A 24,147-nucleotide genomic window follows, 5' to 3' on the forward strand; every position below is an offset into this window, starting at 1 on the left:
TAAGCCGGTTTTGATAAGCGGCCTGCGCGGTCTAGGTTTCTGCCTAACGAAAAGGGGTCAAGGTATGTTCGATGGTTTCTCGGCAGAATTGCTCGCGCGGTTTCAATTTGCGTTTACCGTATCGTTTCACATCATTTTTCCGGCGTTCTCCATCGGTCTGGCAAGCTATCTGGCCGTCCTCAACGCCCTGTGGTTGCGCACGCGCAATGAAACCTACCTGACGCTGTTCGAATACTGGAAAAAGATTTTTGCGGTCGCGTTCGGCATGGGTGTCGTGTCGGGTATCGTGATGTCGTACCAGTTCGGCACCAACTGGTCTGTCTTTTCCGACAAGGCCGGGCCGGTGGTCGGGCCGCTCATGGCTTATGAAGTCCTTTCCGCATTCTTTCTCGAGGCGGGGTTCCTTGGCATCATGTTGTTCGGCCGCAAAAGGGTCGGGCCGGGGTTGCACATGTTGGCGACCGGAATGGTTGCTTTCGGGACGTTGTTGTCGGCGACATGGATCTTGTCGGTCAACAGCTGGATGCACACACCTGCGGGATTCGCGATGAACGACGTGGGACAGTTTGTGCCCGTCGATTGGTGGGCAATCGTCTTCAACCCTTCATTCCCCTACCGTTTGGTGCACATGGTCTTGGCCGCGTATCTGACGACAGCGCTGGTTGTCGGCGCCGTGGGCGGGTTGCATTTGCTGCGCGATCAAAAAAACGAGGCTGCGTCGACGATGTTCTCGATGGCCATGTGGATGCTGATTGTCGTGACCCCGCTGCAAATTTTTGCGGGCGATGCCCACGGTCTGAACACGCTGGAGCACCAGCCTGCCAAGGTCATGGCGATGGAAGGCCACTACGACAGCCACCCTGACGGGGCACCGCTCATCCTGTTCGGCATTCCGAACCCGGAAGAAAAGCGCATCGACTACGCCATCGAGATCCCCAAGCTGAGCTCGCTGATCCTGAAACATGACCTGAACGCACCTTTGGACGGTCTGGACACGATTCCCGATGACGAAGAGCCCCCCGTGGCGATTGTTTTCTGGTCGTTCCGCATCATGATCGGCCTCGGCCTTGGCATGCTGGGTCTCGGCGCGTGGGCGCTTTTGCAAAGGGTCCGGGGCCGTCTTTATGACACACCGATGCTGCACCGTGCGGCGCTGGCCATGGGGCCTGCGGGCTTTGTCGCTGTACTTGCAGGATGGATCACAACCGAAGTGGGGCGGCAGCCGTTCACGGTATATGGCCTGCTACGCACCTCAGACAGCCTCGCGCCCATCGCGGCACCGGCGGTCGCGGCATCGCTCACCGCCTTTATCGTGGTATATTTTTTCGTCTTCGGGGCGGGTACCTATTACATTTTGCGCTTGATGAACAAACCGGTGCCGGTGGGCGCCCGTGAAGATTTGCGCGACGAGGGACCGATCCGTACCGCGGGCATCACTCCGGCTACACAGATCAAGGCACGCAAGGAGGACGGCAATGTTCGGGCTTGAGCTTTCATTCATCTGGGCAGGCATTATCGCTTTTGCGGTTCTGGTTTATGTCGTGCTCGACGGCTTCGATCTGGGGATCGGTATTCTGTTCCCGCTGGCCAAGGACGAGGGCGAACGCGATGTGATGATGAATTCCATATCCCCGGTGTGGGACGGAAACGAAACATGGCTGGTTTTGGGCGGCGGCGGATTGTTCGCGGTCTTTCCTCTGGCATATGCCGTCGTTATGCCCGCGCTTTATATGCCGATCACGTTGATGCTGCTGGGTCTGGTGTTCCGTGGGGTGGCCTTTGAATACCGCTGGCGCACGGAGCGGTGGAAGCGGCTGTGGAATATCGGGTTTTTTGGAGGATCGGTCACCGCTGCGATGTGCCAGGGAATCGCGCTGGGCGCTTTGGTGCAGGGGATCGAAGTCGCCGATCGCGCCTACGCCGGGGGCTGGTGGGACTGGTTCACGCCGTTTTCCGTACTGTGCGGCATCGCCGTCACCGTAGGCTACGCGATGTTGGGGGCGACCTGGCTCAACATGAAGCTCGAAGGCCGTATCCAGCGCCAGATGCGGGGCATCGCCTGGCCCGCGGGAATCGCAACCGTTGTGTGTATGGTCTTGGTCAGTCTCTGGACGCCATTTCTTGACGAGGTCTATTTCGGCAGGTGGTTTGCCTGGCCGACAGCCCTGTTCAGCGGCATCGTCCCGATCCTTGTCGCGCTTGCCGCCGCCGGTCTTTTCTTCGGCCTTCAACGCCACTACGAAAAGCGGCCTTTCCTGTGCGCGCAGGCAATGTTTGTTCTGGGTTTCATCGGTATCGGCATCAGCTTTTATCCGCACATCGTACCGCCAAGCTTGACGATCGTCGAAGCGGCGGCACCTGACGAAAGCCTTGCCTTCGCCTTGGTGGGGACAGTGATCCTGATCCCCATGATCCTGATCTACACCGCTTATGCCTACTGGGTTTTCCGTGGAAAGATTGATCCCGCGGAGGGATATCACTGATGCACCGGCTCTGGACGAAGCGGATCGGCTGGTTCATCACCATCTGGTTGCTGAGCGTCGGGGCATTGGCGATCGTGGCATACGCCATCCGGTGGGCCGTGGTGCCCTGACGTCGGTGTGCGGTTGGTGGCTTGCGTTTGGCGTGCGGCAGCGCCACTTTGGCCGTGACCCGCAATACAGGAACCCGATCAATGCGCGCCATGCAAGTCACAGCCTACGACACGCCTCTTCAGATGGTGGACCTCGAGCGTCCTGTTCCGGGGGCCGGACAGGTGGTGGTGCGCGTCGCGACATGCGGGCTGAATTTCGGTGATTTGCTGATCATCAAAGGCACCTATCAGGAAAAGCCGCCACTGCCCTTCACGCTGGGTATGGAACTGGCAGGAACGGTTGTGGCCGTTGGTGATGGCGTGTCCAACCTGCGCGAAGGCCAGCGCATCGCGGCCTATACCGGATTTAACGGATTGGCGGAATTTGCGGCTATCCCTGCCGATGTCTGTGTCCCGATTCCGGACGAAATGCCGTTTGTCGATGCGGCGGCGTTCCTGATTGCCTACGGCACAAGCCATGTCGCGCTGGATTACAAGGCCGGGCTGAAAGCCTCAGAGCGGCTTTTGGTGCTGGGTGCGTCGGGTGGCGTAGGGCTCACGGCGGTAGAGCTGGGCAAGTTGATGGGCGCGGAAGTCATTGCCTGCGCCCGCGGTGCCGAGAAGCTGGAGATTTGTCGCCAGATGGGCGCGGATCATCTGATCAATTCCGAAACCGACGACATAAGGGCTATCGTCAAGGATCTGGGCGGTGCCGATGTGGTTTATGACCCGATCGGAGGCGACCAGTTCAAGGCAGCCCTGCGCGCGTGCAATGCAGAAGCGCGGCTTTTGCCGCTGGGCTTCGCGAGCGGCGAGGTCCCGCAGATCCCCGCGAACATCCTGCTGGTCAAGAACCTGACCGTTCTGGGCCTCTATTGGGGCGGCTACGCCAAGCTGCGCCCGTCGGTGCTGACGGACAGCTTCAAAACGCTTATCGACTGGTACGTGGCGGGCAAACTCAAACCCCACGTGAGCAACGTAATGAGCCTGTCGCAAGCGAATGAGGCGCTGGAGCTTTTGCGGACCCGCAAGGCTACGGGCAAGGTGGTGATCGAGGTCGCACAGTTCTAGCCGTTGCGGGCGACGGGGCGGCGGGCCTCGGTCCTTTCGCGGAAGAATACGAACAAACCCGACGCGATGATTAGTGCAATGCCGGTCCAGACTTCCCACGTGGGCAGATCGCCGAAAAAGAGATAGCCCCATAGAACCGCGAGCGGCAGACCGATGTATTCGAACGGGGCAACGGTGGCGGCGTCGGCAAGCCTGTAGGCCTGGCTCAGGCTATAGCCGATGAAGCCCCCGTTCACACCAAGCCCGATAAAGACCCACATGTCATCCGGGGTGGGCCATATCCACGCGCGCAGCAGGAACTGCAAGGTCGCGTTGCCGCCTTCGGGAGCAAACCGACCATCCCCCGCGGCGAGGAAAAAAGCGACCGATACGACCAGAAAACTGACCTGAATATAGATCGCGAGCGCCGCCGCGGGCGCTTTTGCACCCAGACGGCGGGTCATCAGCTGGTTCAGAGCATAGGCCAGCGCCGCCAGTACGGGCAGCATCAGCACCACCCGCGAAACCATCAATGTGTCTTCCCCTTGCCAAGGGCGCTGCATGATCAGGACACCGACAAACCCGATCACAACCGCGGTCAGGCGCACGGGGCCTACGCGTTCTCCCAGTATCGGGATCGACAGCAGGGTGATGAACAAGGGCGCGGCGAAAAACAACGCTGTCACGTCAGCCAGCGGCAGCACGCCGAGAGCGAGAAAGAAGGTCATGTTCGCCACGACAATAAGCAAGCCGCGCAACAGGTGCTGGAGTGGTACGTCGGTGCGCAGTGCCGCAAAGCCACCTTCGAACTGCAGGAAAACCAAGGAGAAAAGGAGCGCGATCGCCGAGCGGAGAAACACGATCTGGTGAAGTGGATAGCCACCCGAAAGCTGCTTTATCAGCATATCGTTGATTGAAATGGCCAGAACGCCGAACAGTACGAAACCGATGGCCAGTCCGGCGCGATTGTGCTTGGCGTCTGTCATGACGCACACCCTGTCGATGGGCGATGCATCTGTCCAGTAGCGACAGGTCCGCGCTGCCTCTTGTTGATCTCTTGCGTTCCGGTTTAGGTAAAGACAGCCCAGACCGGAGTCCGCCATGCCCCCCATTCTCGACGTACAAGACCTGCGCAAATCCTATGCAGGGGGCTTTGAGGCGCTCAAGGACGTGAACCTCCAGATCGAGGCCGGTGAAATCATCGCGCTGCTCGGACCGAACGGGGCGGGCAAGACGACGTTGATTTCCACCATCTGCGGCATCACCACCGCGACCTCGGGTAAAGTGACGGTTGGTGGGCACGACATCATCGAGGACTTCCGCGCCGCCCGTCAGATGATCGGCCTTGTGCCGCAGGAAATAAATCTCGAACCGTTCGAAAAGGTGCGCAACACGGTCACGTTCTCGCGCGGATTGTTCGGCAAACCGTCCGATCCTGCCGTGATCGAGCGTATTCTGAGACAATTGTCTCTATGGGACAAACGCGACAGTCAAATTCGCGAGCTGTCGGGCGGGATGAAGCGCCGTGTGCTGATCGCAAAGGCGTTGGCGCATGATCCGAGGGTTCTGTTTCTGGATGAGCCGACAGCGGGCGTTGACGTAGAGCTGCGCAAGGACATGTGGGACATCGTGGCGGATCTCAAGCAGGATGGAGTTACGATTATCCTGACCACACATTACATCGAAGAGGCCGAAGCCATTGCCGACCGGATCGGTGTGATCGCCGCAGGTGAGATACTGCTGGTCGAGGAAAAAGACACGCTGATGGCGCGCATGGGCAAGAAAGAGCTCGAGGTCCAATTGACCGGGCCCATTGATGCATTGCCCGTAAGTCTGGTGTCGCCGGATGTCCGGCTTACCGATGCAGGCGACGCGTTGATCTATACCTACGATACCAAGAGCGAGCGCACCGGCATCACCAAGCTCTTGTCAGAAGTCGCGGCGGCGGGGCTCGTGTTACGCGATGTTGTCACGCGGCAATCCAGTCTCGAAGACATTTTTGTCGACCTCGTTCACAAGGAGGATGCGGCATGAACTGGACCGCCGTAAAATCGATATACGTCTTTGAAATGGCACGTTTCTTTCGCACGATTGCGCAAAGCTTCATTTCGCCGGTTCTGTCCACGTCACTTTATTTTGTCGTCTTCGGCGCGGCAATCGGCAGCCGTATCGACGAGGTCGAGGGAGTGAGCTACGGCGCATTCATCGTGCCGGGCCTCATCATGCTGAGCGTCATCACCCAAGCAATTTCGAACGCAAGTTTCGGGATATATTTCCCTAAATTCATCGGCACAATTTTCGAGCTCCTCTCCGCGCCGGTCAATTTCCTTGAAATCGTTATGGGCTACGTCGGGGCGGCTGCGACCAAGGCCTTATTCATCGGTGTCATCATCCTTGCGACCGCATTTTTATTCGTGGACATCACCATTGCCCATCCGGTCGCAATGGTCTGTTTTCTGGTCCTGACCTGCATCAGCTTTTCCCTCATGGGGTTCATCATCGGCATCTGGGCCGGCAATTTCGAGCAGCTTCAACTGGTGCCCTTGCTGATCGTCACGCCGTTGGTTTTTCTGGGCGGGTCGTTCTACTCGATCTCGATGCTGCCACCGGTGTGGCAAGTGATCTCGCATTTTAATCCGGTCGTGTACCTGATTTCCGGTTTCCGCTGGTCGTTTTTCGGCACCGCTGACGTGCATATCGGTCTGAGCCTTCTGGCGATTGCGGCGTTTACGTCGCTGTGCCTTGGTGTCATCTGGTGGATATTCAAGACGGGCTGGCGCATCCGCCAGTAATCTTTGCGCGCCGCCTTGTTGCCCTGCGCCCCGCGTTCTACATAGGAGGCCATGAAACAATGGCTTCCCTTCACCAAAAAAGAACCCACCGTCGCCGTCATCAGATTGTCGGGCATGATCGCGAGCACCGCACGCGGTGGACTGAACGATGCCACAATGGGACCGGTCATCGAAAAGGCCTTTCGCAAGGGCAAACCGGTCGCAGTAGCGCTTGAGGTGAATTCGCCGGGCGGCAGTCCGGTGCAATCGTCCCTGATCGGCGCACGTATCCGGCGCCTGTCGGAAGAAAAGGACATTCCCGTCATCGCATTTGTCGAGGATGTCGCCGCGTCCGGAGGCTACTGGCTGGCGGCGGCTGCGGACGAAATCTATGCTGATCCCTCGTCTGTCGTCGGATCGATCGGGGTCATTTCGGCGGGCTTTGGGCTGCACGAGCTGCTGCAGCGCAACGGCGTGGAGCGGCGGGTTTATACCGCCGGCAATTCGAAATCCATGCTCGACCCGTTCAAGCCGGAAAAGGAAGAAGACGTCGAGCGGCTCAAAGAGCTCTTGGAAGATATCCACGTCAACTTCAAAGACCATGTAAGCAGCCGTCGTGAAGGAAAGCTCGCGCAAGACCGCGATCTGTTCACCGGTGAAATATGGCTTGCCCGCAAGGCGATAGAAGTGGGTCTGATTGATGCAATCGGCCACCTCAAACCTGTTTTGCAAGAACGGTTCGGCGAGAAGGTCCAGTTGCGCCGCTATGGCGCAAAGAAGGGATTGTTGAACAGGTTCGGGGCGCAACTGGTGACAGACGCCGCTACCGGCATCGAGGAGCGCGCGCAATTCGCGCGGTTCGGTCTTTAGCATGATATTGAAGATCGTCGCGCTATTTCTGGTATTCATCGGCGTGTTGGGCTGGTTCGGTAAAATGCACTGGATCGGTGGCAAGGCGCTGACGCAGAAGAAATGCCGGAATTGCGGACGCTACCGCATTGGCAAAGGCCCGTGCGGCTGTGGAGGAAGACGCGGATGATCATGCCATGGCTGCTGTCGGGCTTGGGCCTGATTATCCTGCTGCTTGCGGGTGACGCGCTGGTCAAAGGGGCGGTGAACCTGTCCTTGCGCGTCGGGGTGCCTGCCCTGATTGTCAGTTTGACTGTGGTTGCTTTCGGAACGTCGGCACCTGAACTCCTCATCGCGATCAAGGCCGTGCTCGATGATGTGCCGGGCATCGCGGTGGGCAATGTTGTGGGGTCCAATACAGCGAATGTGTTGCTGGTTCTGGGTATTCCGGCGCTGCTGGCGACCATGCATACATCCGAATGCAATACCCGCAAATCCTACAATCACATGCTTGCCGCGTCGGCGTTGTTCATCCTTCTCGCCTTCCGGGGCGTGTTTGACTGGATCGCCGGGGTCATCCTGCTGGCGGCGCTGGCCGCAATGTTGTTTGACGCCGCTCGTCAAGCGCAGTCGCATAGGAAAAACGATCAGGGCTGCGCCGCGGATGAAGAAGATGTCGAAGGGCTTGATCCCAATCTGCCCGGTTGGCGGATCGCCGTCTATCTGGTGCTGGGCCTTGTCGGGTTGCCGCTCGGTGCGTCCTTGCTCGTGGACAACGCGACCATCATCGCCAAGGCGTACGGGGTCAGCGATACGGTTATCGGCCTGACGCTGGTGGCGATCGGGACGTCACTGCCCGAACTGGCAACCACCGTCATGGCGGCATTGCGGCGTCAGGCGGATGTGGCACTGGGCAACGTCATCGGGTCGAACATGTTCAACCTTCTGGGCATCATCGGGGTTGCCAGTCTCGTCAGCCCGATTGCGGTCGCTCAGGAATTCCTCGATTTTGACTTGTGGGTCATGCTTGGTGCGTCCTTGTTGCTGATCCCGTTCGTCTACATGCGCAAAAATATCACCCGCCTCTGGGGTGTCATCCTGAGTGCCCTATATGCAGGGTATCTGATTATCGTACTGGTTGGCTAAGAGGGTCACATGAAGAATGCATTGGTTACGGGCGCGGGCAAACGGCTCGGCGCGGCGATGGCGCTGTATCTGGGGCAGCGGGGCTACAACGTGGCAGTGCATTACGCCAGTTCTAGCGATGGCGCGGAGGAAGTGGCAAGCCAGGTGCGCGAGGCCGGACAGAGTGCTGTCACCTTACAGGCTGACCTGCTGGACGATGATGCCACTACCGGCCTGTTGCCAAAGGCCGCAGAAGCTCTGGGCGGGCCCATCACCTGTCTGGTCAATAACGCATCGATCTTTGAATACGACACAATCGACAGCGCAACGCAGGAGAGTTGGGATCGACACATCGGGTCCAATTTGCGCGCGCCCTTTCTTTTGACGCAACAGATGGCAAAACAGGAGCTCGCACCCCTGCAAGACGGGAACGGCGAACCCGTTGCCGCGGGGCTTATCGTCAACATGCTGGACCAGCGCGTGCGCAAACTGACGCCGGAATTCATGACCTATACGATCGCGAAAATGGGTTTGTGGGCCTTAACTCAGACGAGTGCGCAGGCGCTCGCTCAATTTATACGGGTAAATGCCATTGGTCCGGGCCCTACGTTGCAGGGCGGGCGCCAGTCTAGCGCCCATTTTGAGAAGCAGCGGGCAAGTACAATTCTGGGCCGGGGGGCCAATCCTTCGGACATTACTGCGGCACTGGGATATTTCGTTGATGCACCCGCAGTCACAGGCCAATTGCTGTGTATCGACGGGGGTCAGCATCTCGCATGGCAGACGCCGGACGTGATCGGTGTCGAATGACTTAAACACACACGGAATTTGGCATCGGGCCCAAAAAGCGATTATGTGAAATTGTGTCATAATTTCAGGCCATTATTTATAATCGGGTAAAGATGAAAAAATATAGTGAATGAAAACAACGCGCTATAAAGCTGCCTAAATATTAGGCGATTCAGCGAAGCGCCCTGTTTACAAGGGTAAATTTCTATTCGCGAAGAGTTATAGGCAGACTTATCCACAGCTTTCGTGGACAGAATACTTGTTGATACTACCCCCGAAACATGAAGCACGGACAGAATCGCGTCGGATGAGCAATGCAGAGCAAAAAATCGAAACGGGTCATAGGGTTATTCAGGGATACCTGAAGACGCTGGACACGTCCCCGGGGGTTTACCGGATGCTCGATAGCGAGAGCCGCGTGCTTTATGTGGGCAAGGCGCGCAACCTAAAGGCGAGAGTCAGCAACTATGCACGCCCCAGTGGGCACTCTGCCCGTATTGCGCGCATGATCAACAACACCGCTTCGATGATGTTTCTGACGACACGGACCGAAACAGAGGCGCTCTTGCTTGAGCAAAATCTGATTAAACAGCTCAAGCCGAAGTTCAACGTGCTGCTGCGCGATGACAAGAGCTTTCCCAATATTCTGGTGACCGCCGAGCACGAGTTCCCGCAGATCAAAAAGCATCGGGGCGCGAAGAAGGAAAAGGGCAGCTACTACGGCCCCTTTGCCAGCGCCGGGGCGGTGAACCGCACCCTCAACCAGTTGCAGCGAGTGTTCTTGCTGCGGGACTGTTCCAAAGCGCAATTCGACAGCCGCACGCGCCCGTGCCTTCAGTACCAGATCAAGCGGTGCTCGGCCCCCTGTGTCGGTAAGATCAGCGCGGCCGACTACGCCCAGACCGTGCGCGATGCGCAGAAGTTTCTATCGGGGAAAACGACCGACATTCAGGGACGGCTGGCCAAGGACATGGCGCAGGCCTCCGAAGATATGGAATTCGAACGTGCCGCCGCTCTTCGGGATCGGATCAAGGCGCTGACTCAGGTTCAGACGGCGCAGGGCATCAACCCCAAGACGGTCACTGAGGCCGATATCATCGCGCTGCATATGCAGGACGGGCAGGCCTGTGTGCAGGTGTTCTTCATCCGCTCCGGTCAGAACTGGGGCAACCACGATTATTATCCGCGCGTCGGGGACGACGTGGATGCAGCCGAAGTGTTGGAGGCCTTTGTCGGGCAATTCTACGATACCCGCGAACCGCCCCGCCAGTTGCTGCTGAGTAACGCATTGGAAAACATGGATCTGATGGCCGACGCTTTGTCCGGCAAGATTGACCGCAAGGTCGAACTGCTTGTTCCGCAAAGGGGAGAAAAGGCCGAACTGATCGACAGCGCATTGCGAAATGCGCGAGAAAGTCTCGCCCGGAAAATGGCAGAGAGCGCGACGCAGGCCAAACTGCTGCGCGGCTTGGTCGAGGCATTCGATCTGCCCAAGCTACCTGACCGGATCGAGGTCTACGACAACTCCCATATTCAGGGCAGTTTTGCCGTTGGCGCGATGGTTGTCGCCGGACCCGAAGGCATGATGAAAAACCAGTATCGCAAATTCAACATTCGCGGCGATGACCTGACCCCCGGCGACGATTTCGGCATGATGAAAGAAGTGCTGACGCGCCGCTTCAAACGGCTGATCAAGGAGGACCCCGACAGGACCGGTGGCATGTGGCCCGATTTGCTTTTGATCGATGGTGGCGCAGGGCAGGTCAGCGCGGTGCGTCAGATCATGCAGGAATATGGCGTAGAGGATATACCGATGGTCGGTGTGGCCAAGGGTCTGGACCGTGACGCGGGTAAAGAGGAGTTCCACCGGACGGGCAAGGCGGTTAAGGCCTTGCGGCACAATGATCCCGTCCTGTACTTCATCCAGCGCATGCGGGACGAGGCCCACCGTTTCGCCATCGGGACGCACCGCGCAAAGCGCGCCAAGGCGGTGGGTGCCACGCCGTTGGACGATGTGCCGGGCGTGGGTGCCGCGCGCAAAAGGGCCTTATTGGCGCATTTCGGGTCTGCCAAGGCGGTGGGGCGCGCAAACCTGTCTGATCTCAAGGCTGTGGATGGTGTGTCCGATGCGCTCGCCGAAACGATCTATGCCTATTTCCATGAGCGGGGCTAGTGCCGCATCGGTGCTTTTCCTCTCCATTTGGCAGGTATAAGGTGGCGCCATGAAGTGGAATATTCCCAACATTCTAACAGTGTTGCGTTTGCTGGCGGCGCCGGCCGTGGCAGTGATGTTCTTGTATTTCACGCGGCCCTATGCGGATTGGTTTGCGCTGCTGCTCTTTGTCAGCGCGGCGGTCACGGACTGGTTCGATGGTTATCTTGCCCGCGCGTGGAAGCAGGAAACTAAAATCGGCACCATGCTCGACCCCATCGCGGACAAGGCGATGGTCGTGATCGCGCTGATGGTGATTATCGGGTTTTCCAGCTGGTCTCCGTGGCTGGTGCTGCCCGCGACCGTCATTCTGTTTCGCGAAGTTTTTGTGTCCGGGCTGCGCGAATATCTGGGTGACACGGCGGGGACGCTGAAGGTCACGAAACTCGCAAAATGGAAGACGACCTTCCAGATGACCGCCATCGCGGTCCTGTTCGCCCAAGGCGTGTTTGAACATTATCTCGGGATGAGCGTCTTTGGCATGGACAACGCGATGGTCCAAGCCATCCTGAATGGCGAGGAAGAAGACGTGCTCGGTCTTGGCTGGAAGCTGTTCGGCATGGAATGGACCGGTCGGGCAGGGCTCTGGCTGCTGTGGATCGCCGCGGCTTTGACGGCGATCACGGGGTGGGACTATTTCCGCAAATCCGTTCCTTATCTCAAGGAGACATCGTAATGGACGTGCTCTATTTTGCGTGGGTGCGCGAACGCATCGGACTGCCGCGCGAACGCGTAGAAAGCGAGGCCACCACCGTGCGCGACCTCGTCACTGAGCTTTCGGCGCGCGAAGAACGCTATGCTGCTGCTTTCAGTGACATATCGGCCTTGCGGGTTGCGCTTGATCAGGAACTGTCGGATTTCGATGCGCCGCTGGATGGTGTTCGGGAGGTTGCGTTTTTCCCCCCCATGACGGGCGGCTGATATGCAGGTTCGTGTGCAGGAAGAGCCGTTCGATCTTGGCAAGCTGTCAACAGAATTTGCACAGGGCCACAGCGATATGGGGGCCATTGTCACCTTTACCGGTATCGTACGGGATTTGCCCGACGATCCGATGGAGGCGATGGAGATCGAGCATTACCCCGGTATGACGCAAAAGGCGCTGGAAAAGATCGCGGGCGACGCGCAGGACCGGTTTGCCCTGGGCGATGTGTTGGTGATCCACAGGTACGGCCGTCTGGTCCCGGGTGAGATGATCATGATGGTTGCCACGGCCGCCCGTCACCGCAGCGACGCATTTGCGGGGGCCGAATTCCTGATGGACTACCTCAAATCGCGGGCACCGTTCTGGAAACGCGAAATCACCGCCAAGAGCGCAGACTGGGTCGCGGCCCGCGACGAGGACGAGGACGCATTGTCGCGTTGGTAGCTGGCCTGTGCAGGCTTGACCCAGATCAAGGTGTTTGCCGGACATAAGGGGCAAGCTGGCGGCATCCATGAAAAGGAGGATGTCGCGATGATCGATACGATAGTTGTTGGGTTTGATGGGTCCGAGCCGTCCGAAAGGGCACTTGCACTGGGCTGCGAAATCGCGCGTAAATTTGGCGCCAAGTTGATGATCAGCCACACCCCCCGCGAAGAAACGATCACATTCGCGGCCGAAGCGATCTCGGGCTTCTACGTCGGGACGACAGTGGTCCAGAAAGATGTGCTGATGAAAGCGGCGCAGGCGGTTGGCGCAAAAGCATCGGCCATCGCCGCCAAGCACGGCGTCACCGATCCGGAAGTCCATATCGGTCATGGAGACCCTGCGCATGACGTGCTCGAACGCGCCCGTCTGGACGACGCCGATCTTATCGTTACTGGCCGTCGGGGGCTGGGTGATTTTCGGGGGTTGATGCTGGGAAGTGTGTCTCACCTCATCAGCCGCGATGCGTCCTGCCCGTGCCTTACCGTGCCGTAAAACCAGATCCGGAGCAGGCTACTTCTGGTTCTCGATGAAGGCGCGCATTTCCTCTGCCTCGTGGCGGGCATCGCGAAGCCCGTCCATCGCGGCCCGCAATTCCGCTTCGGTCTGGGCCAGCTGATTTGTCAGCTCCGCCTCGCGCTGCTGCAGATACGTGATCGCCTGATCGCGCGTTTCTTCGGCTTCGTGCAATTCCTGGCTCATGCGGTCAAGCTGCGCGACATCGTCGGCGGCAACACGTGTGAACCGGTGCAAAAGCCAATTCGCAAACCAGCCAAGACAGAACGCAACAAACAGAATGATCGCCGTTGCGAGGACAAATTCAAATCGGCTCATTCCGTTGTGCTTTCTTCGGTCGTCTCTGGGTCTGAAGCGGTGCCTTCGGCGGCGCTTTCTAGCGTTGTTTCGTCAGGAGTGTCCACCGTGTCGGGACGAATGAGTTTGAATTCGATGCGGCGGTTTGCCTCGCGACCCGCTTCCGTTCCGTTGTCGGCAATCGGGTTTTCTTCGCCGTACCCGACAGCGGCAAAGGACCGGGTAGAAACACGGCGGGCGCGCAGTTCGTTCAAGACCGATTCAGCGCGGCTCTGGCTGAGGGCCTGGTTCATCGATTCGCGCCCCTGACTGTCGGTGTAGCCCTGAATTTCGAGCGCCAGATTCCCGCAACGCTTCAGCACTTCGGCAATATCGTCCATCGTGCCGAGGGCAGAGGCGTCGATTGTCGCGCTACCGGGCTCAAACACGATCTTTCCGCGGGTCACGATTTCACCAATCTCGGCTTCGCATTCCTCGGGGGTCGGCAGGCCCAAAACGGGATCAAGCTTTTCCTGATAGGTGACATCAACATCGAACGAGACATCTTCGCCAAGTTTTCCGGCCAGAAGGGAGGCGATCTCGGTGGATGCATCGGGGTTGCCTGTGTTGCCTGTCAGGCTCAATTCCTGCGGATCAAGGCGCAATGCGCCGTTCGAAAGCATCCCCAGACCTTCGAGACCGGCAAGCACGCGGGTGGACCAATCAACCGGCAGGCCGTCCACAACACGGGTTGCGGTATACACCTTGTCGGACCCGAAACGCGACTGCGCAAAGCTGGTTGCGAGCGAGCGGCTCGCCTCATCCCCGACGCGCCCGCGCAATTGCACCTGGCCCTCGGGGCTCAGGGTCGCGGTGAATTCCTGTGGACCGGCATTTGGATCCTGCAGTTCGGGCAGCTTGGCCTGCAGTGCAAACACGTCCGGCAAATTCGATGCAAGTTCTCCCACAACATCGTCAAACAGCCCTTGATCGGTGCCCGCAATGGCTTGCAGCAGGATATCGGCGTCCGCGATCGTGACCGATCCGGCACCAAGCTTCGTGACCGCGTTCACCGACGCCGTGACTGCATCCGCCCATTGCGGGCTCGGTACACCCAAGCCAACGGTGCAGCGCGGGTTGACCGCGCCCGCAGCCTTGGCGGTATTTACGATCTGTGCAGCCGCCGCATCCGTATCGGCGGAACAGGCATCAAAGCTTGCGACACCCTCCTCGGTGATCTGGAAACGGGTGGTGAACGGCGTGATGACGGGGCGGGGGGCCGAGATGTTCAGCTCGAGCGCCAGTGTCGACGGAGCGGTGCGGGTCAGCGTCCGTTCCAGCGCGGCCTTCGCGGCGGAGCTGTCGGTGATTGCGGTAATTGCCACGCGGTCGGGGCGGACGGAAACCTTGGCGCGGGGCAGCTTTTCGATCGAGCGCAGTGCAAAATTGAGCGCGAGATCCCAACCGTCAGGCGCGGGATAATCAGCCGTTTCGAGCAAATCGGTGATGCCGGTGCTGCCCGCCACATCCGCAAACTGAGCGGCCAGGGCATCGCGGTCCGTGGTGGCCGGGATCAATCCGATAACCGAAAGACCGGCATCGTTGCGCAGGATTTCCGCTGAAAAGGCGGGCGGCGCAATTGCTTCTTCGGCCTCGACCATCATGTCGTCGATCACCCGCGCTGCATCAACGACGGTGCCCGCTGTCGTCAGGGCCGCGAACCGCACCGCTTCTGTCGGGGCGGTACCCGATAGTGAGACCTGCAGCCCGTCAGCCTCGACTTCGGCCCATGTCATGCCGCGGTCGTCCAGCGCATCGCGCACGCCAATTTCGGATGAGTTCTCGATAAGCTTTACCGAGAAGTTCGCAGCAACAAGCGCGACAACCGCCGCAGCAGCAAAAGTCAGAGCAATCGTAAGCAGGTATGACAGGCGCATATGATCTTTTCTGCGTCAGTTAACGGTGCGCTGTTGATACGCCGCACAGCACGGGGGTGCAATCACAGCAAGAGCGCGATCGCAAAAAACACCAGCGGGATAATGCCTGTGTCGCGGTTGACCCGAAACAATTGTAGCATTTTCGCCGGATTGTGGATGTCGAGACCACGCAATTGCCACGCCATGTGCCACCCCATCGCCCACGGCCCGCCAAGTGCGATTACCAAGGCAAGCACAGATGCGTTCGGGACCAGCGCGAAGATGACCGTGAGCCCCATCAGACCAACCGTCGCCATCAAAAAGCGACGTAGCCATTGGGACGTGGCCTCCCCAAAAAGGCGTGCGGTCGATTTCACACCAATCAGGGCGTCATCCTCGGTATCTTGATGGGCATAGATCGTGTCGTAAAAGAGCGTCCATGCGATGCCCGCCATGTACAAAACCACCGCGGGTGCTTGCAATTCGCCGCTGTGCGCGGTCCAGGCCAGCAAGGCGCCCCAATTGAATGCGAGTCCCAGAAACACCTGCGGCCACCATGTGAACCGCTTTGCAAAGGGATAGATCGCAACGGGCAGGAGGGCGAGAACGCCCAGACGGATGGCTGCGGTATTGAAGGTCAACAGAATTGCAAAAGATATCAGCGCCTGGACGCACATCCAGATTGCAGCGCCGCGGACCGTGACTTGGCCGGACGGGATCGGCCGCGACCTCGTGCGGGCCACCTGACCATCGTATTCGCGGTCGGTGATGTCATTCCATGTGCAGCCGGCCCCACGCATCAGGAACGCACCAATCGCGCATCCGGCAAATATCCATAGATCGAACCAACCGGCCTTTTGATCGTGGAGCATCGACAGTGCCAGCCCCCACCAGCACGGCAGCAAAAGCAGCCATGTCCCGATGGGCCGGTCCGCACGGCTGAGCCGCAAATAGGGGCGCGCGGCCGCGGGGGCCCACTTGTCTACCCAATTGTCCTCATATGCGTCCGCCACGGTGCCTGTGTCCGGTGCCTCTGGCGGCGGGGCCTGCTCTTGCATATATCGATCCTATGGACGCGAAGATTAGGCTTTATGTAGATCACCCTTTGGGTGCGGGGCAATCGGTTCCTTTGGATCGGGGGCAGGCGCATTATCTTTTTGGCGTGATGCGCCAACAGGTTGGCGCGGCGGTTTTGCTGTTTAACGGGCGCGACGGGGAATGGCGGGCCACCGTGACGCAGGCGGGAAAACGCGGCGGGGAACTTTCGGTGACCGATCAGAGCGGCCCGCAGCGCATGCCACCGGATCTGTGGCTGTGCTTTGCGCCGATCAAAAAGGCCCGTACCGACTTTATCGTCGAAAAGGCGGCCGAAATGGGGGCCGCGCGGATCATACCAATGCAGACCGAATTCACCAACGCAGGCCGCGTTCAACGTGACCGCTTGCAAGCGCATGCAATTGAGGCGGCAGAACAATGCGGCGGGACATTCGTGCCGCAGGTTGATGAGATGGTGCGCTTTGACCGGTTACTAGACGAATGGTCTGGCAACCGTCACATCATGTTCTGTGACGAAGCACTCCACGATGTGCCTGTGACGCCCTTGGCTGGTGAACCGGCTCCCTGGGCGATCTTCATAGGGCCGGAGGGCGGCTTTTCCGCACGCGAGCGTGACCGTTTGCGCGCATTAGATCTCGCAGTCCCTGTGTCGTTGGGACCGCGCATCTTGCGCGCAGATACGGCGGCGGTGGCTGCGCTGACCCTTTGGCAAAGCGCTTTGGGAGACTGGTCATGATGGTAACTTGCGCCAGCGAAAGGATGCCTGATGTTCTTTAGACCCGAAGCGAAAGCTGCACTCTGGCGCTGGCGCGAGGCACTGGCAGGCGTAGGTGTGATACTGCTCGGCTTGTGGTGGATACTGGGTCCGGGCCAGTTGCTCGGGATCGTGGGCTGTGGTCTGGTTGCGGGCGGTGCGGCGCTTACCTTTGTTGGTGTGCAACGGGGGCGCTTTCGCGGGCCCGGCGACGGTGCAGGCGCGGTTCAGGTGGACGAAGGGCAAATCGGCTATTTCGGCCCGCTGACGGGCGGCGTTGTCGCACTGCGCGATCTGGAACGGATCAGCCTCGATACCGCGCATCAACCGCCACACTGGCGTCTGGACGCGCCCGGACAGGATCCGGTTTTCATTCCGGTGAATGCGGCAGGATCTGACGCATTGTTTGACGCTTTTGCCACGCTGCCGGGGCTGCGGACCGAACGCATGTTGTCCGAACTGAACCGCCCGCATCCTCAAGCGGTCGTGATTTGGGAGCGGACCCCCTTGCGCCCGCCCCATGCGCTGCTGCATTGACGCGATGACGAATCTCCGCAAGGTTGCGGATCAACATACGGGTTAGCGGGAGCCATACATGTCCATTCCACAGTCTGGCGGCGGGCCGATCGAGCATTTTGACCAATTGGCCCAGTATCTTGCGGACGGCTGCAAGCCCAAAGAGGATTGGCGGATCGGCACCGAGCACGAGAAGTTCGGCTACTGCAAGGACACGCTCAAGCCGTTGCCTTACGAAGGTGAGCGATCGATCCGCGTTATGCTGGAAGGTCTGCGAGACCGCCATGGCTGGGCACCCGTTGAAGAGGCGGGCAAGCTGATCGGGCTGGAGAAAGACGGCGCGAACGTGTCGCTGGAGCCGGGCGGGCAGCTGGAGCTTTCCGGGGCGCCTGTCGAGACGATCCACGAAACCTGCGATGAGGTGAATAGCCATTTGCGCGAAGTGCAGGACGTGGCCGACGAGATTGGCGTGGGCTGGATCGGCCTTGGCGCGGCGCCCATCTGGACCCACGAGCAAATGGATCTGATGCCGAAGGGCCGCTACAAGCTGATGAACGACTACATGACCAAGGTCGGCACGATGGGCCGCGTCATGATGCGCCGGACGTGCACCGTGCAGGTCAATCTGGATTTCGGCTCCGAAGCCGATCTGGTCCAGAAGATGCGCGTAGCAGTCGCGCTGCAGCCGCTGGCGACCGCTCTTTTCGCCAATTCTCCGTTTTTCGAGGGCAAACCCAACGGTCACAAATCCTGGCGCAGCAGGGTGTGGCGCGATCTGGATGCCGCCCGTACCGGGATGGTCCCATTCGTGTTCGAAGAGGGCTTTGGCTTCGAGCGGTGGGTGGACTACGCATTGGATGTGCCGATGTACTTCGTCTACCGGGACGGCAAATATATCGATGCCCTTGGCATGTCTTTCCGCGACTTCATGGCCGGAAAGCTGCCTGCATTGCCCGGAGAAACGCCGACGCTGAGCGACTGGGCCGACCATTTGACCACTGCCTTCCCCGAAGCACGCATGAAGAAATTCATCGAAATGCGCGGCGCGGATGGCGGGCCATGGCGCAGGTTGTGCGCATTGCCAGCCTTCTGGGTGGGGCTGATGTACGATCAGGGTGCCTTGGATGCGGCGTGGGATGTGGTCAAAGGCTGGGATGCGCAAACCCGCGAGGAGCTGCGCGTCGCGGCGTCGGTCGACGGGCTGCAGGCGCGGGTCGGGGATGTCAACATGCACGAACTTGCCCGCGAGGTCGTCGCCATTTCCGAAGCCGGCCTGAAAGCCCGCGGCCGTTCCGGGGCTGGAGGGATGGTGCCGGACGAGACCCATTTCCTAAACGCGCTCAAGGAAAGTGTCGAAAGCGGCAAGGTTCCGGCGGATGAGTTGCTGGAGGACTATCACGGAGCTTGGAACGGCGATCTCAGCCGTATTTACGCCGAATATTCATACTGAGCCGTTAGATGGGTCCGTATTAAACAAAGAGCCGGGAATGCCCCGGCTCTTTTCGATTTCAATGCCTCGAAATTCAGGCTTCGGCGCGCGCATCTTGCAAAACGGCCCGCAGGGTCCCGATGGCGTGGGTGAAGCCCAAGCCAAGACAGGCCGCGACAAAGCCGCTTGCCGCCAAAACAGCGCCGGTCGGCGATGCGGCTCCCAACGGCATGATAGCGGCGACAAGAATGATACCGCCCCCGCCAATTGCGGCAAAACCGGTCGCGATGGTAACAGCGGCAGTGCGGGCAGCAGCCGCGTTTTTGGGGCAATCGGCCAGCATATTGCCGATCTGCAGGATCATGATCACGAGAGCGCTTAGCGCGGCGAGACCGAAAACGAGATAGACGACGATCAGTTGGGTCATGGTGTGTTTCCTTTCAGGTGGTGGTCAAAGAAGGCGGGGGCGGGCAAAGAAATCCCGCCGTAGAAACAGGTAAATTCTTCCGAAAAAATAGCCCCAGGCCGGTGCGAAAATGAGCCCGAAGGCAAGCAGAGCCAGACCGCCGACGTAGATTTCGGCGTCCTGTTCAAAGGCCGCAAACAGGGCCAGAGGGGCCATCAGGATCAGGTTGACGAAAAAGGCAAGCAGTCCGATTTTTCCGGGATCGGCATCGCGGTTCCGCAGATGCCACAGCAGCACGGGGAGCCCGATAGCGAGATACAGCGGACCGCCGAACACAAGTGCAAACACAGGGATGAAGAGCGCCCAAAAAGACAGCAGGGTGAACAGCAGTGGTCCCCCGATCAGAGCGACGAAAAATGCCACCGGGTCAATGATATAGCGCGGTTTGGGCGGGAGGGGGTGCGGGCGCATGTTATAGAACATATACTTCTCTCTAATCGGTTATTTCTGTAATTACAGAAATTGCAGGTTAAAATTTTTAGGGCGCTTTTCCCTTTGGCAGGAAACGGGCGATGCGCCCGCCCAGCTTGATCGCAGCCATCTGTACACTGCGGGGCAATCTTGCGACGTCTTGGTACCAGGTGTCGAACATCTGCATCGTATCAAGCGTTTGAGCAATTCGCTCTTTGACCGCCGGTGGTGTCGCGTCGTCCTCGGCCTCCGAGCGCACTTTCTTGAGCGCTTCGAGGGTTGGCAGATATTCGCGCTCACGCCTGCTCTCGATAACGGTCGTGGTCAGGTCGAACATATCCCGGATCGATGTGAAATGATCGCGGCGGTCCCCTAGCTTGCGGCTGGATTTAACCATTCGAAGGGCCTGCAGTTCTTTGAGTCCGGTAGAGACATTAGATCGCGCCAGCCCGAGAAGATCGCAGATTTCATCCGCCGAGAGCGGCTCCGGCGAGATATGCAGAAGCGCGTGGATTTGCGCCACCGATCTATTGGTGCCCCATTTCGCACCCATGTCACCCCAATGGAGGATGAAGTTTTGCATGGCGGGCGTCAGGTGCATTTCGGAGGCTCTCTTTCGAAAATTTCTGTATAGACAGAAATATAAGAAATCTCTGCTCGCGCAAGAACTTTTTGGATGTCGCCGGAATTTAGGTGTCAGGTTTGTATGCAAGGACGAAGGCGATGACTTTAGCTGCCGGCATCTCGCAGGGGGCGAGCCGTGCGCCGCGAGCGAGATCGTAATAATTGAGGCTGATGTAGTCCGACCCGTCCAGTGCTTCGGCAACCAGTTTGGTTGACCTGCCTTCGTTAAAAACACTGCGGGTTGCGGTATATCGGCGCGCGTGCGCCTGACCAGTGCTTGTCCCCAGCGGGATCGCGGCCAGTCGGTCTGCTAAACCTTCCGGCGCGGGGATGCTCAACCCTTTTGACCGATCTTCGGTTCTGTGCCGGACTTGATCCGGCGAATGTTCTCGCGGTGCCGCCAGAATATGATCAGGGTCAGGCACACACCCAGAAGGATGGCCGACCCATACCCAAAAGCCAGCATCAGGAAGGTGGAAGCCGCCGCCGATACCAGCCCCCCCATCGACGACATGCGCCAAAGAGTAGCCCCGATCAGCCAGGCGATGCAGGCGGACAGGCCAACGGGCCATGCCAGTGCCAGAAGAATGCCGAGAAACGTGGCGATGCCCTTGCCCCCTGCAAACCGGAGCCAGACGGGATAGCAGTGGCCGATCATGGCCCCGAGCGCCGCCAGTTGTACCGCGTCTTCCGGCATGAGCGCACGCGCCAGAAGAACCGCCACCGCCCCTTTGCCCCCATCCAGTAGCAGGGTCAAAGCGGCCGCCTTCTTGGATCCGGTACGCAGGACATTCGTGGCGCCAATGTTGCCCGACCCGATGTCGCGCAAATTGCCAAGCCCCATGACACGCGCCACGAGGATGCCAAACGGGATGGACCCGATCAGATAGCCGATCACGGCCCACAGGATCAGAAGTGGCAGGGCAGTTTCAAAAAGGGGCATTCAATAGCTCGATCATTTCTCAAAGACGCAGGCGCCGCCCACGTAAGTTGCCAGCACCTTACCCTGCATCCGCATGCCGTCAAACGGCGTGTTCCGCGATTTTGACCGCAAGGCGGTACGGTCCATCACGAAAGGCGCGTTGACATCGAAGAGAACCAGATCGGCCGGCGCACCTTCGGCAAGCCGCCCCTGTGACAGGCCCAACCGGCGTGCCGGATTGAACGACAGCGCCCGCCAAAGCGCGGGCAGACCAATCATTTCGGCGTGGACGAGCCGCAAGGCGGCGGGCAGGAACGTTTCAAGTGCAACCGCGCCGGACGCCGCTTCTTCAAAGGGAAGCCGTTTGCTTTCTTCGTCCTGCGGGGTGTGCATGGAACAGACGATGTCGATCAATCCCGAGGCCACGGCATCGACGACAGCCAAACGGTCATCTTCATCCCGCAGCGGTGGTTTGAGTTTGAAAAATGTCCTGTAGTCGGCCACATCCAGCGCATTCAGCGTGAGATGGTGAATGCCCACGCCCGCCGTGATGTCGAGCCCGTTGTCCTTGGCCCGCGCAAGGGCGGGAAGTGCGCGGGCGGTTGTGATCTGGTCGGCGTGGTATTTCGCACCGGTCATTTCGATCAGTGCGATATCCCGATCCAGCCCCATGCGTTCGGCCATAGGTGACACGGCAGGCAAACCGCGCAATGACGCGAACTTGCCGGAAGTAACAGCTGCGCCTTTGCTCAGAATTGCTTCTTGCGGATGTGCGATGACCAATGCTCCGAGGCTGCGCGCATACGTCAGTGCGCGGGAAAAGACCTTGGTATCTGTCACGACATTGTCGCAGTCCGTGAAGGCGACCGCGCCGGCGTCCATCAGAAATCCGATCTCGGTCATCTCTCGACCGTCGCGTCCTTTGGTCAGCGCAGCCATTGGCAAAACGTTGACCGGCGCGGCTTCGTTCGCGCGGCGCGTCACGAACTCCAGTGTTTCCGGGCTGTCTATGGCCGGATCGGTGTCAGGACGGGTGATCATCGTAGTCACCCCTCCCGCGGCCGCGGCGAGCCCCGCCGAACGGTAGCTTTCCTTGTGCCGCTCGCCGGGCTCGCAAACCTTGACGCCCAGATCGACAATGCCGGGCGCCAGATGTTTGCCCCGACAATCGATGATCTGCCCCTTTGGGTTGGCAAGCCCGTCGGGCGTGATGGCCGTGATCCGCCCCGCTTCGACGGTGACAGAACCTTGGAATTCGGTGCCCGCTTCGGGATCGATCAAAACGGCATTGGTAAAGTGCAGTGACATAAGAGCTCTTTCCGGATGGTCGCGATCAGGTGAAACACTTCTGCCGCCGGGTCAATAGAGCGCGAGCACTCTCTCAGATCACCATGCTGTTGCGCGTGGACAGAATTTGCGTAGCGACAAGCCGGGGATGCCGCATGAACTGCATTTCTGCACGCATGCCCGATTTGAGTTTCAATACGACGTGCCATCCAAATCGGGCGCGGGCATCGGTGATATCGGCCAAAGGAATGCTAAGCTGCGTTTCGCCGCCGACATAGGTCAACCTGTCGTGCTCAAGTTCCCATTTGTCGTGCCGCAGACTGCGCCATCTTGACGGATCCTCGAAAGCGCTGGCGTATAGCAGCACAAACACCGGACCGATGAGCAGCACCAGCCAGTTTTCGACCGCATAGGCAAACGGTAACAGAATAAGCGTCAGTAATAAGAGGCTGATCGCGGTCAGCATGACCGTGCGGCGGATAAAGACGGCGCGCGTGGGTCGCCACACCGCCAGAGGCGCGGTCATCCCGCGAACCAGACCATGCCAAACGCGACGGCGAAGGCGATCAACAAGGCGATCATCGCAATGCGACCTGACATTTTCGGATCGGGTTTGGGTTCTTTCATGTCAGGATCCACCAAAGCAGAATTGCCAATACAATGCCGATCGCCACCAGCACACGGCCACCCGGTCCCGATCTCGAAACGGGCGCGGGTTCTGCGGCGCTTTCGCCCGAATAGGGGGCGGCCGTATCGGTCTTGAGGGGAGCTGCCGTTCTGTCCGGCATCTGCTCCGCGTAAGTGCCGATCAGCGTCAGGTCGGAATGCGGTGTCAGCGTTGCCTTTCGCCCGTCCAGACCCGATGAAAACAGCAACAGGACATAGCCATCGAGCGCTTCGAGCTTGCTGCGGTCTCTCGCCAGTTCATCCGGCGCTATGTCGTAGCCTTCCACCAGATAAGAACGCAGGCCCACCCCGGTCAGATCCGACACCGGGAAAAGCTCTGCACCGCCGTCTTTGATCTCATGGCCAAGAAGCTCATCGATGATCGCGCTCTTGTCGCCGTCGCGCAGTGCCTTGGTCATGTCGGGGATCGGGCGCGAAACGGCAAACAGGCGCACGACACCTTTCTCGAGCGCGGGAACTTCTATTGTAGCCATTATGCCGCTCTCCAACCTTATCAGCAGTGCATCTGTCCCAT

Annotated in this window: 29 protein-coding genes; 17 read left to right on the forward strand and 12 right to left on the reverse strand. The window is 59.3% G+C overall.

Annotation, left to right across the window (positions count from 1 at the left end):
* Positions 1 to 64 precede the first annotated feature (64 nt).
* The 4 genes from K3756_RS03370 (at position 65) to K3756_RS03385 (ending at position 3,643) form a co-directional block, all read left to right on the forward strand.
* Positions 65 to 1,489, forward strand: coding sequence for a cytochrome ubiquinol oxidase subunit I (locus K3756_RS03370; RefSeq protein ID WP_259990908.1), 1,425 nt, complete (start codon positions 65 to 67; stop codon positions 1,487 to 1,489).
* Positions 1,476 to 2,483 (forward strand): cytochrome d ubiquinol oxidase subunit II, encoded by a 1,008-nt coding sequence (cydB, locus tag K3756_RS03375; protein WP_259990910.1) that lies wholly within the window; start codon positions 1,476 to 1,478, stop codon positions 2,481 to 2,483. Before K3756_RS03370 ends, cydB begins: the two co-directional genes overlap by 14 nt.
* Entirely contained in the window at positions 2,483 to 2,593 is a 111-nt protein-coding gene (locus K3756_RS03380) for a DUF2474 family protein (protein WP_259990912.1), read from the forward strand. Before cydB ends, K3756_RS03380 begins: the two co-directional genes overlap by 1 nt.
* 81 nt (positions 2,594 to 2,674) lie before the next feature.
* Entirely contained in the window at positions 2,675 to 3,643 is a 969-nt protein-coding gene (locus K3756_RS03385; RefSeq protein WP_259990914.1) for an NADPH:quinone oxidoreductase family protein, read from the forward strand.
* Here the strand turns inward: K3756_RS03385 and K3756_RS03390 are convergent.
* On the reverse strand, positions 3,640 to 4,608 hold the full coding sequence (locus K3756_RS03390; protein WP_259990916.1) for a DMT family transporter: 969 nt from the start codon (positions 4,606 to 4,608) through the stop codon (positions 3,640 to 3,642). The two genes, K3756_RS03385 and K3756_RS03390, sit on opposite strands and share 4 nt — an antisense overlap.
* A 115-nt stretch (positions 4,609 to 4,723) precedes the next feature.
* On the opposite strand from K3756_RS03390, the gene K3756_RS03395 reads away from it, so the two are divergent.
* The 10 genes from K3756_RS03395 (at position 4,724) to K3756_RS03440 (ending at position 13,268) form a co-directional block, all read left to right on the forward strand.
* Positions 4,724 to 5,656, forward strand: coding sequence for an ABC transporter ATP-binding protein (locus K3756_RS03395; RefSeq protein WP_259990918.1), 933 nt, complete (start codon positions 4,724 to 4,726; stop codon positions 5,654 to 5,656).
* A complete protein-coding gene (locus tag K3756_RS03400; RefSeq protein WP_259990920.1) occupies positions 5,653 to 6,414 on the forward strand; it encodes an ABC transporter permease in 762 nt (253 codons plus the stop codon). The genes K3756_RS03395 and K3756_RS03400 overlap by 4 nt, the downstream gene beginning before the upstream one ends.
* Before the next feature lie 51 nt (positions 6,415 to 6,465).
* Complete coding sequence (locus tag K3756_RS03405; RefSeq protein ID WP_259990922.1) at positions 6,466 to 7,263, forward strand: S49 family peptidase; 798 nt, start codon at positions 6,466 to 6,468, stop codon at positions 7,261 to 7,263.
* Positions 7,264 to 7,434: 171 nt separating this feature from the next.
* Entirely contained in the window at positions 7,435 to 8,388 is a 954-nt protein-coding gene (locus tag K3756_RS03410) for a calcium/sodium antiporter (protein WP_259993471.1), read from the forward strand.
* Between the two features lie 9 nt (positions 8,389 to 8,397).
* Complete coding sequence (locus K3756_RS03415) at positions 8,398 to 9,177, forward strand: SDR family oxidoreductase (protein ID WP_259990924.1); 780 nt, start codon at positions 8,398 to 8,400, stop codon at positions 9,175 to 9,177.
* A gap of 286 nt (positions 9,178 to 9,463) precedes the next feature.
* On the forward strand, positions 9,464 to 11,329 hold the full coding sequence (uvrC, locus tag K3756_RS03420; RefSeq protein ID WP_259990926.1) for an excinuclease ABC subunit UvrC: 1,866 nt from the start codon (positions 9,464 to 9,466) through the stop codon (positions 11,327 to 11,329).
* Between the two features lie 49 nt (positions 11,330 to 11,378).
* On the forward strand, positions 11,379 to 12,044 hold the full coding sequence (pgsA, locus tag K3756_RS03425; RefSeq protein ID WP_259990928.1) for a CDP-diacylglycerol--glycerol-3-phosphate 3-phosphatidyltransferase: 666 nt from the start codon (positions 11,379 to 11,381) through the stop codon (positions 12,042 to 12,044).
* Positions 12,044 to 12,289 (forward strand): molybdopterin converting factor subunit 1, encoded by a 246-nt coding sequence (gene moaD, locus K3756_RS03430; protein WP_259990930.1) that lies wholly within the window; start codon positions 12,044 to 12,046, stop codon positions 12,287 to 12,289. The genes pgsA and moaD overlap by 1 nt, the downstream gene beginning before the upstream one ends.
* A 1-nt stretch (position 12,290) precedes the next feature.
* Complete coding sequence (locus K3756_RS03435) at positions 12,291 to 12,734, forward strand: molybdenum cofactor biosynthesis protein MoaE (protein ID WP_259990931.1); 444 nt, start codon at positions 12,291 to 12,293, stop codon at positions 12,732 to 12,734.
* Positions 12,735 to 12,821: 87 nt separating this feature from the next.
* Positions 12,822 to 13,268, forward strand: a complete 447-nt coding sequence (locus K3756_RS03440) for a universal stress protein (protein WP_259990933.1) — start codon at positions 12,822 to 12,824, stop codon at positions 13,266 to 13,268.
* A gap of 18 nt (positions 13,269 to 13,286) precedes the next feature.
* Here the strand turns inward: K3756_RS03440 and K3756_RS03445 are convergent, their stop codons facing one another.
* The 3 genes from K3756_RS03445 to ubiA all read right to left on the reverse strand — a co-directional run bounded on the left by K3756_RS03445 (position 13,287) and on the right by ubiA (position 16,539).
* Positions 13,287 to 13,607: a hypothetical protein gene (locus tag K3756_RS03445; protein ID WP_259990934.1), complete on the reverse strand. Its 321-nt coding sequence runs from the start codon at positions 13,605 to 13,607 to the stop codon at positions 13,287 to 13,289.
* Positions 13,604 to 15,502 carry an OmpA family protein gene (locus K3756_RS03450; RefSeq protein WP_259990935.1) on the reverse strand — a complete coding sequence of 633 codons (1,899 nt, stop codon included), beginning with the start codon at positions 15,500 to 15,502 and terminating at the stop codon, positions 13,604 to 13,606. The genes K3756_RS03445 and K3756_RS03450 overlap by 4 nt, the downstream gene beginning before the upstream one ends.
* Before the next feature lie 62 nt (positions 15,503 to 15,564).
* Entirely contained in the window at positions 15,565 to 16,539 is a 975-nt protein-coding gene (gene ubiA, locus K3756_RS03455; RefSeq protein ID WP_259990938.1) for a 4-hydroxybenzoate octaprenyltransferase, read from the reverse strand.
* An 11-nt stretch (positions 16,540 to 16,550) separates the two neighbouring features.
* Between ubiA and K3756_RS03460 the strand changes: the two genes are divergently transcribed.
* From K3756_RS03460 to K3756_RS03470, 3 genes are read left to right on the forward strand one after another with little or no spacing between them, the layout of a single operon-like run.
* Complete coding sequence (locus K3756_RS03460; protein WP_259990940.1) at positions 16,551 to 17,273, forward strand: 16S rRNA (uracil(1498)-N(3))-methyltransferase; 723 nt, start codon at positions 16,551 to 16,553, stop codon at positions 17,271 to 17,273.
* Between the two features lie 27 nt (positions 17,274 to 17,300).
* Complete coding sequence (locus K3756_RS03465; protein WP_259993473.1) at positions 17,301 to 17,828, forward strand: hypothetical protein; 528 nt, start codon at positions 17,301 to 17,303, stop codon at positions 17,826 to 17,828.
* A gap of 58 nt (positions 17,829 to 17,886) precedes the next feature.
* Positions 17,887 to 19,257 carry a glutamate--cysteine ligase gene (locus tag K3756_RS03470; RefSeq protein ID WP_259990941.1) on the forward strand — a complete coding sequence of 457 codons (1,371 nt, stop codon included), beginning with the start codon at positions 17,887 to 17,889 and terminating at the stop codon, positions 19,255 to 19,257.
* A 73-nt stretch (positions 19,258 to 19,330) separates the two neighbouring features.
* Here the strand turns inward: K3756_RS03470 and K3756_RS03475 are convergent, their stop codons facing one another.
* The 8 genes from K3756_RS03475 to K3756_RS03510 form a co-directional block, all read right to left on the reverse strand.
* Positions 19,331 to 19,663 carry a hypothetical protein gene (locus tag K3756_RS03475; protein WP_259990943.1) on the reverse strand — a complete coding sequence of 111 codons (333 nt, stop codon included), beginning with the start codon at positions 19,661 to 19,663 and terminating at the stop codon, positions 19,331 to 19,333.
* 24 nt (positions 19,664 to 19,687) lie between these two features.
* A complete protein-coding gene (locus K3756_RS03480; RefSeq protein ID WP_259990945.1) occupies positions 19,688 to 20,125 on the reverse strand; it encodes a hypothetical protein in 438 nt (145 codons plus the stop codon).
* A 55-nt stretch (positions 20,126 to 20,180) separates the two neighbouring features.
* On the reverse strand, positions 20,181 to 20,714 hold the full coding sequence (locus tag K3756_RS03485; protein ID WP_259990947.1) for a GbsR/MarR family transcriptional regulator: 534 nt from the start codon (positions 20,712 to 20,714) through the stop codon (positions 20,181 to 20,183).
* Between the two features lie 88 nt (positions 20,715 to 20,802).
* Entirely contained in the window at positions 20,803 to 21,075 is a 273-nt protein-coding gene (locus tag K3756_RS03490; protein WP_259990949.1) for a hypothetical protein, read from the reverse strand.
* Positions 21,072 to 21,680 (reverse strand): glycerol-3-phosphate 1-O-acyltransferase PlsY, encoded by a 609-nt coding sequence (gene plsY / locus K3756_RS03495; RefSeq protein ID WP_259990951.1) that lies wholly within the window; start codon positions 21,678 to 21,680, stop codon positions 21,072 to 21,074. Before plsY ends, K3756_RS03490 begins: the two co-directional genes overlap by 4 nt.
* Before the next feature lie 12 nt (positions 21,681 to 21,692).
* Positions 21,693 to 22,967: a dihydroorotase gene (gene pyrC, locus K3756_RS03500; RefSeq protein ID WP_259990953.1), complete on the reverse strand. Its 1,275-nt coding sequence runs from the start codon at positions 22,965 to 22,967 to the stop codon at positions 21,693 to 21,695.
* A 73-nt stretch (positions 22,968 to 23,040) separates the two neighbouring features.
* The gene (locus tag K3756_RS03505; RefSeq protein WP_259990956.1) at positions 23,041 to 23,472 is read right to left on the reverse strand and encodes a hypothetical protein; all 432 of its coding nucleotides are present in this window, start codon (positions 23,470 to 23,472) and stop codon (positions 23,041 to 23,043) included.
* A gap of 97 nt (positions 23,473 to 23,569) precedes the next feature.
* Complete coding sequence (locus K3756_RS03510) at positions 23,570 to 24,106, reverse strand: hypothetical protein (RefSeq protein WP_259990958.1); 537 nt, start codon at positions 24,104 to 24,106, stop codon at positions 23,570 to 23,572.
* Positions 24,107 to 24,147: the final 41 nt, after the last annotated feature.

This window comes from Sulfitobacter sp. S190 (assembly GCF_025141935.1).
Taxonomy (GTDB): Bacteria; Pseudomonadota; Alphaproteobacteria; order Rhodobacterales; family Rhodobacteraceae; genus Sulfitobacter.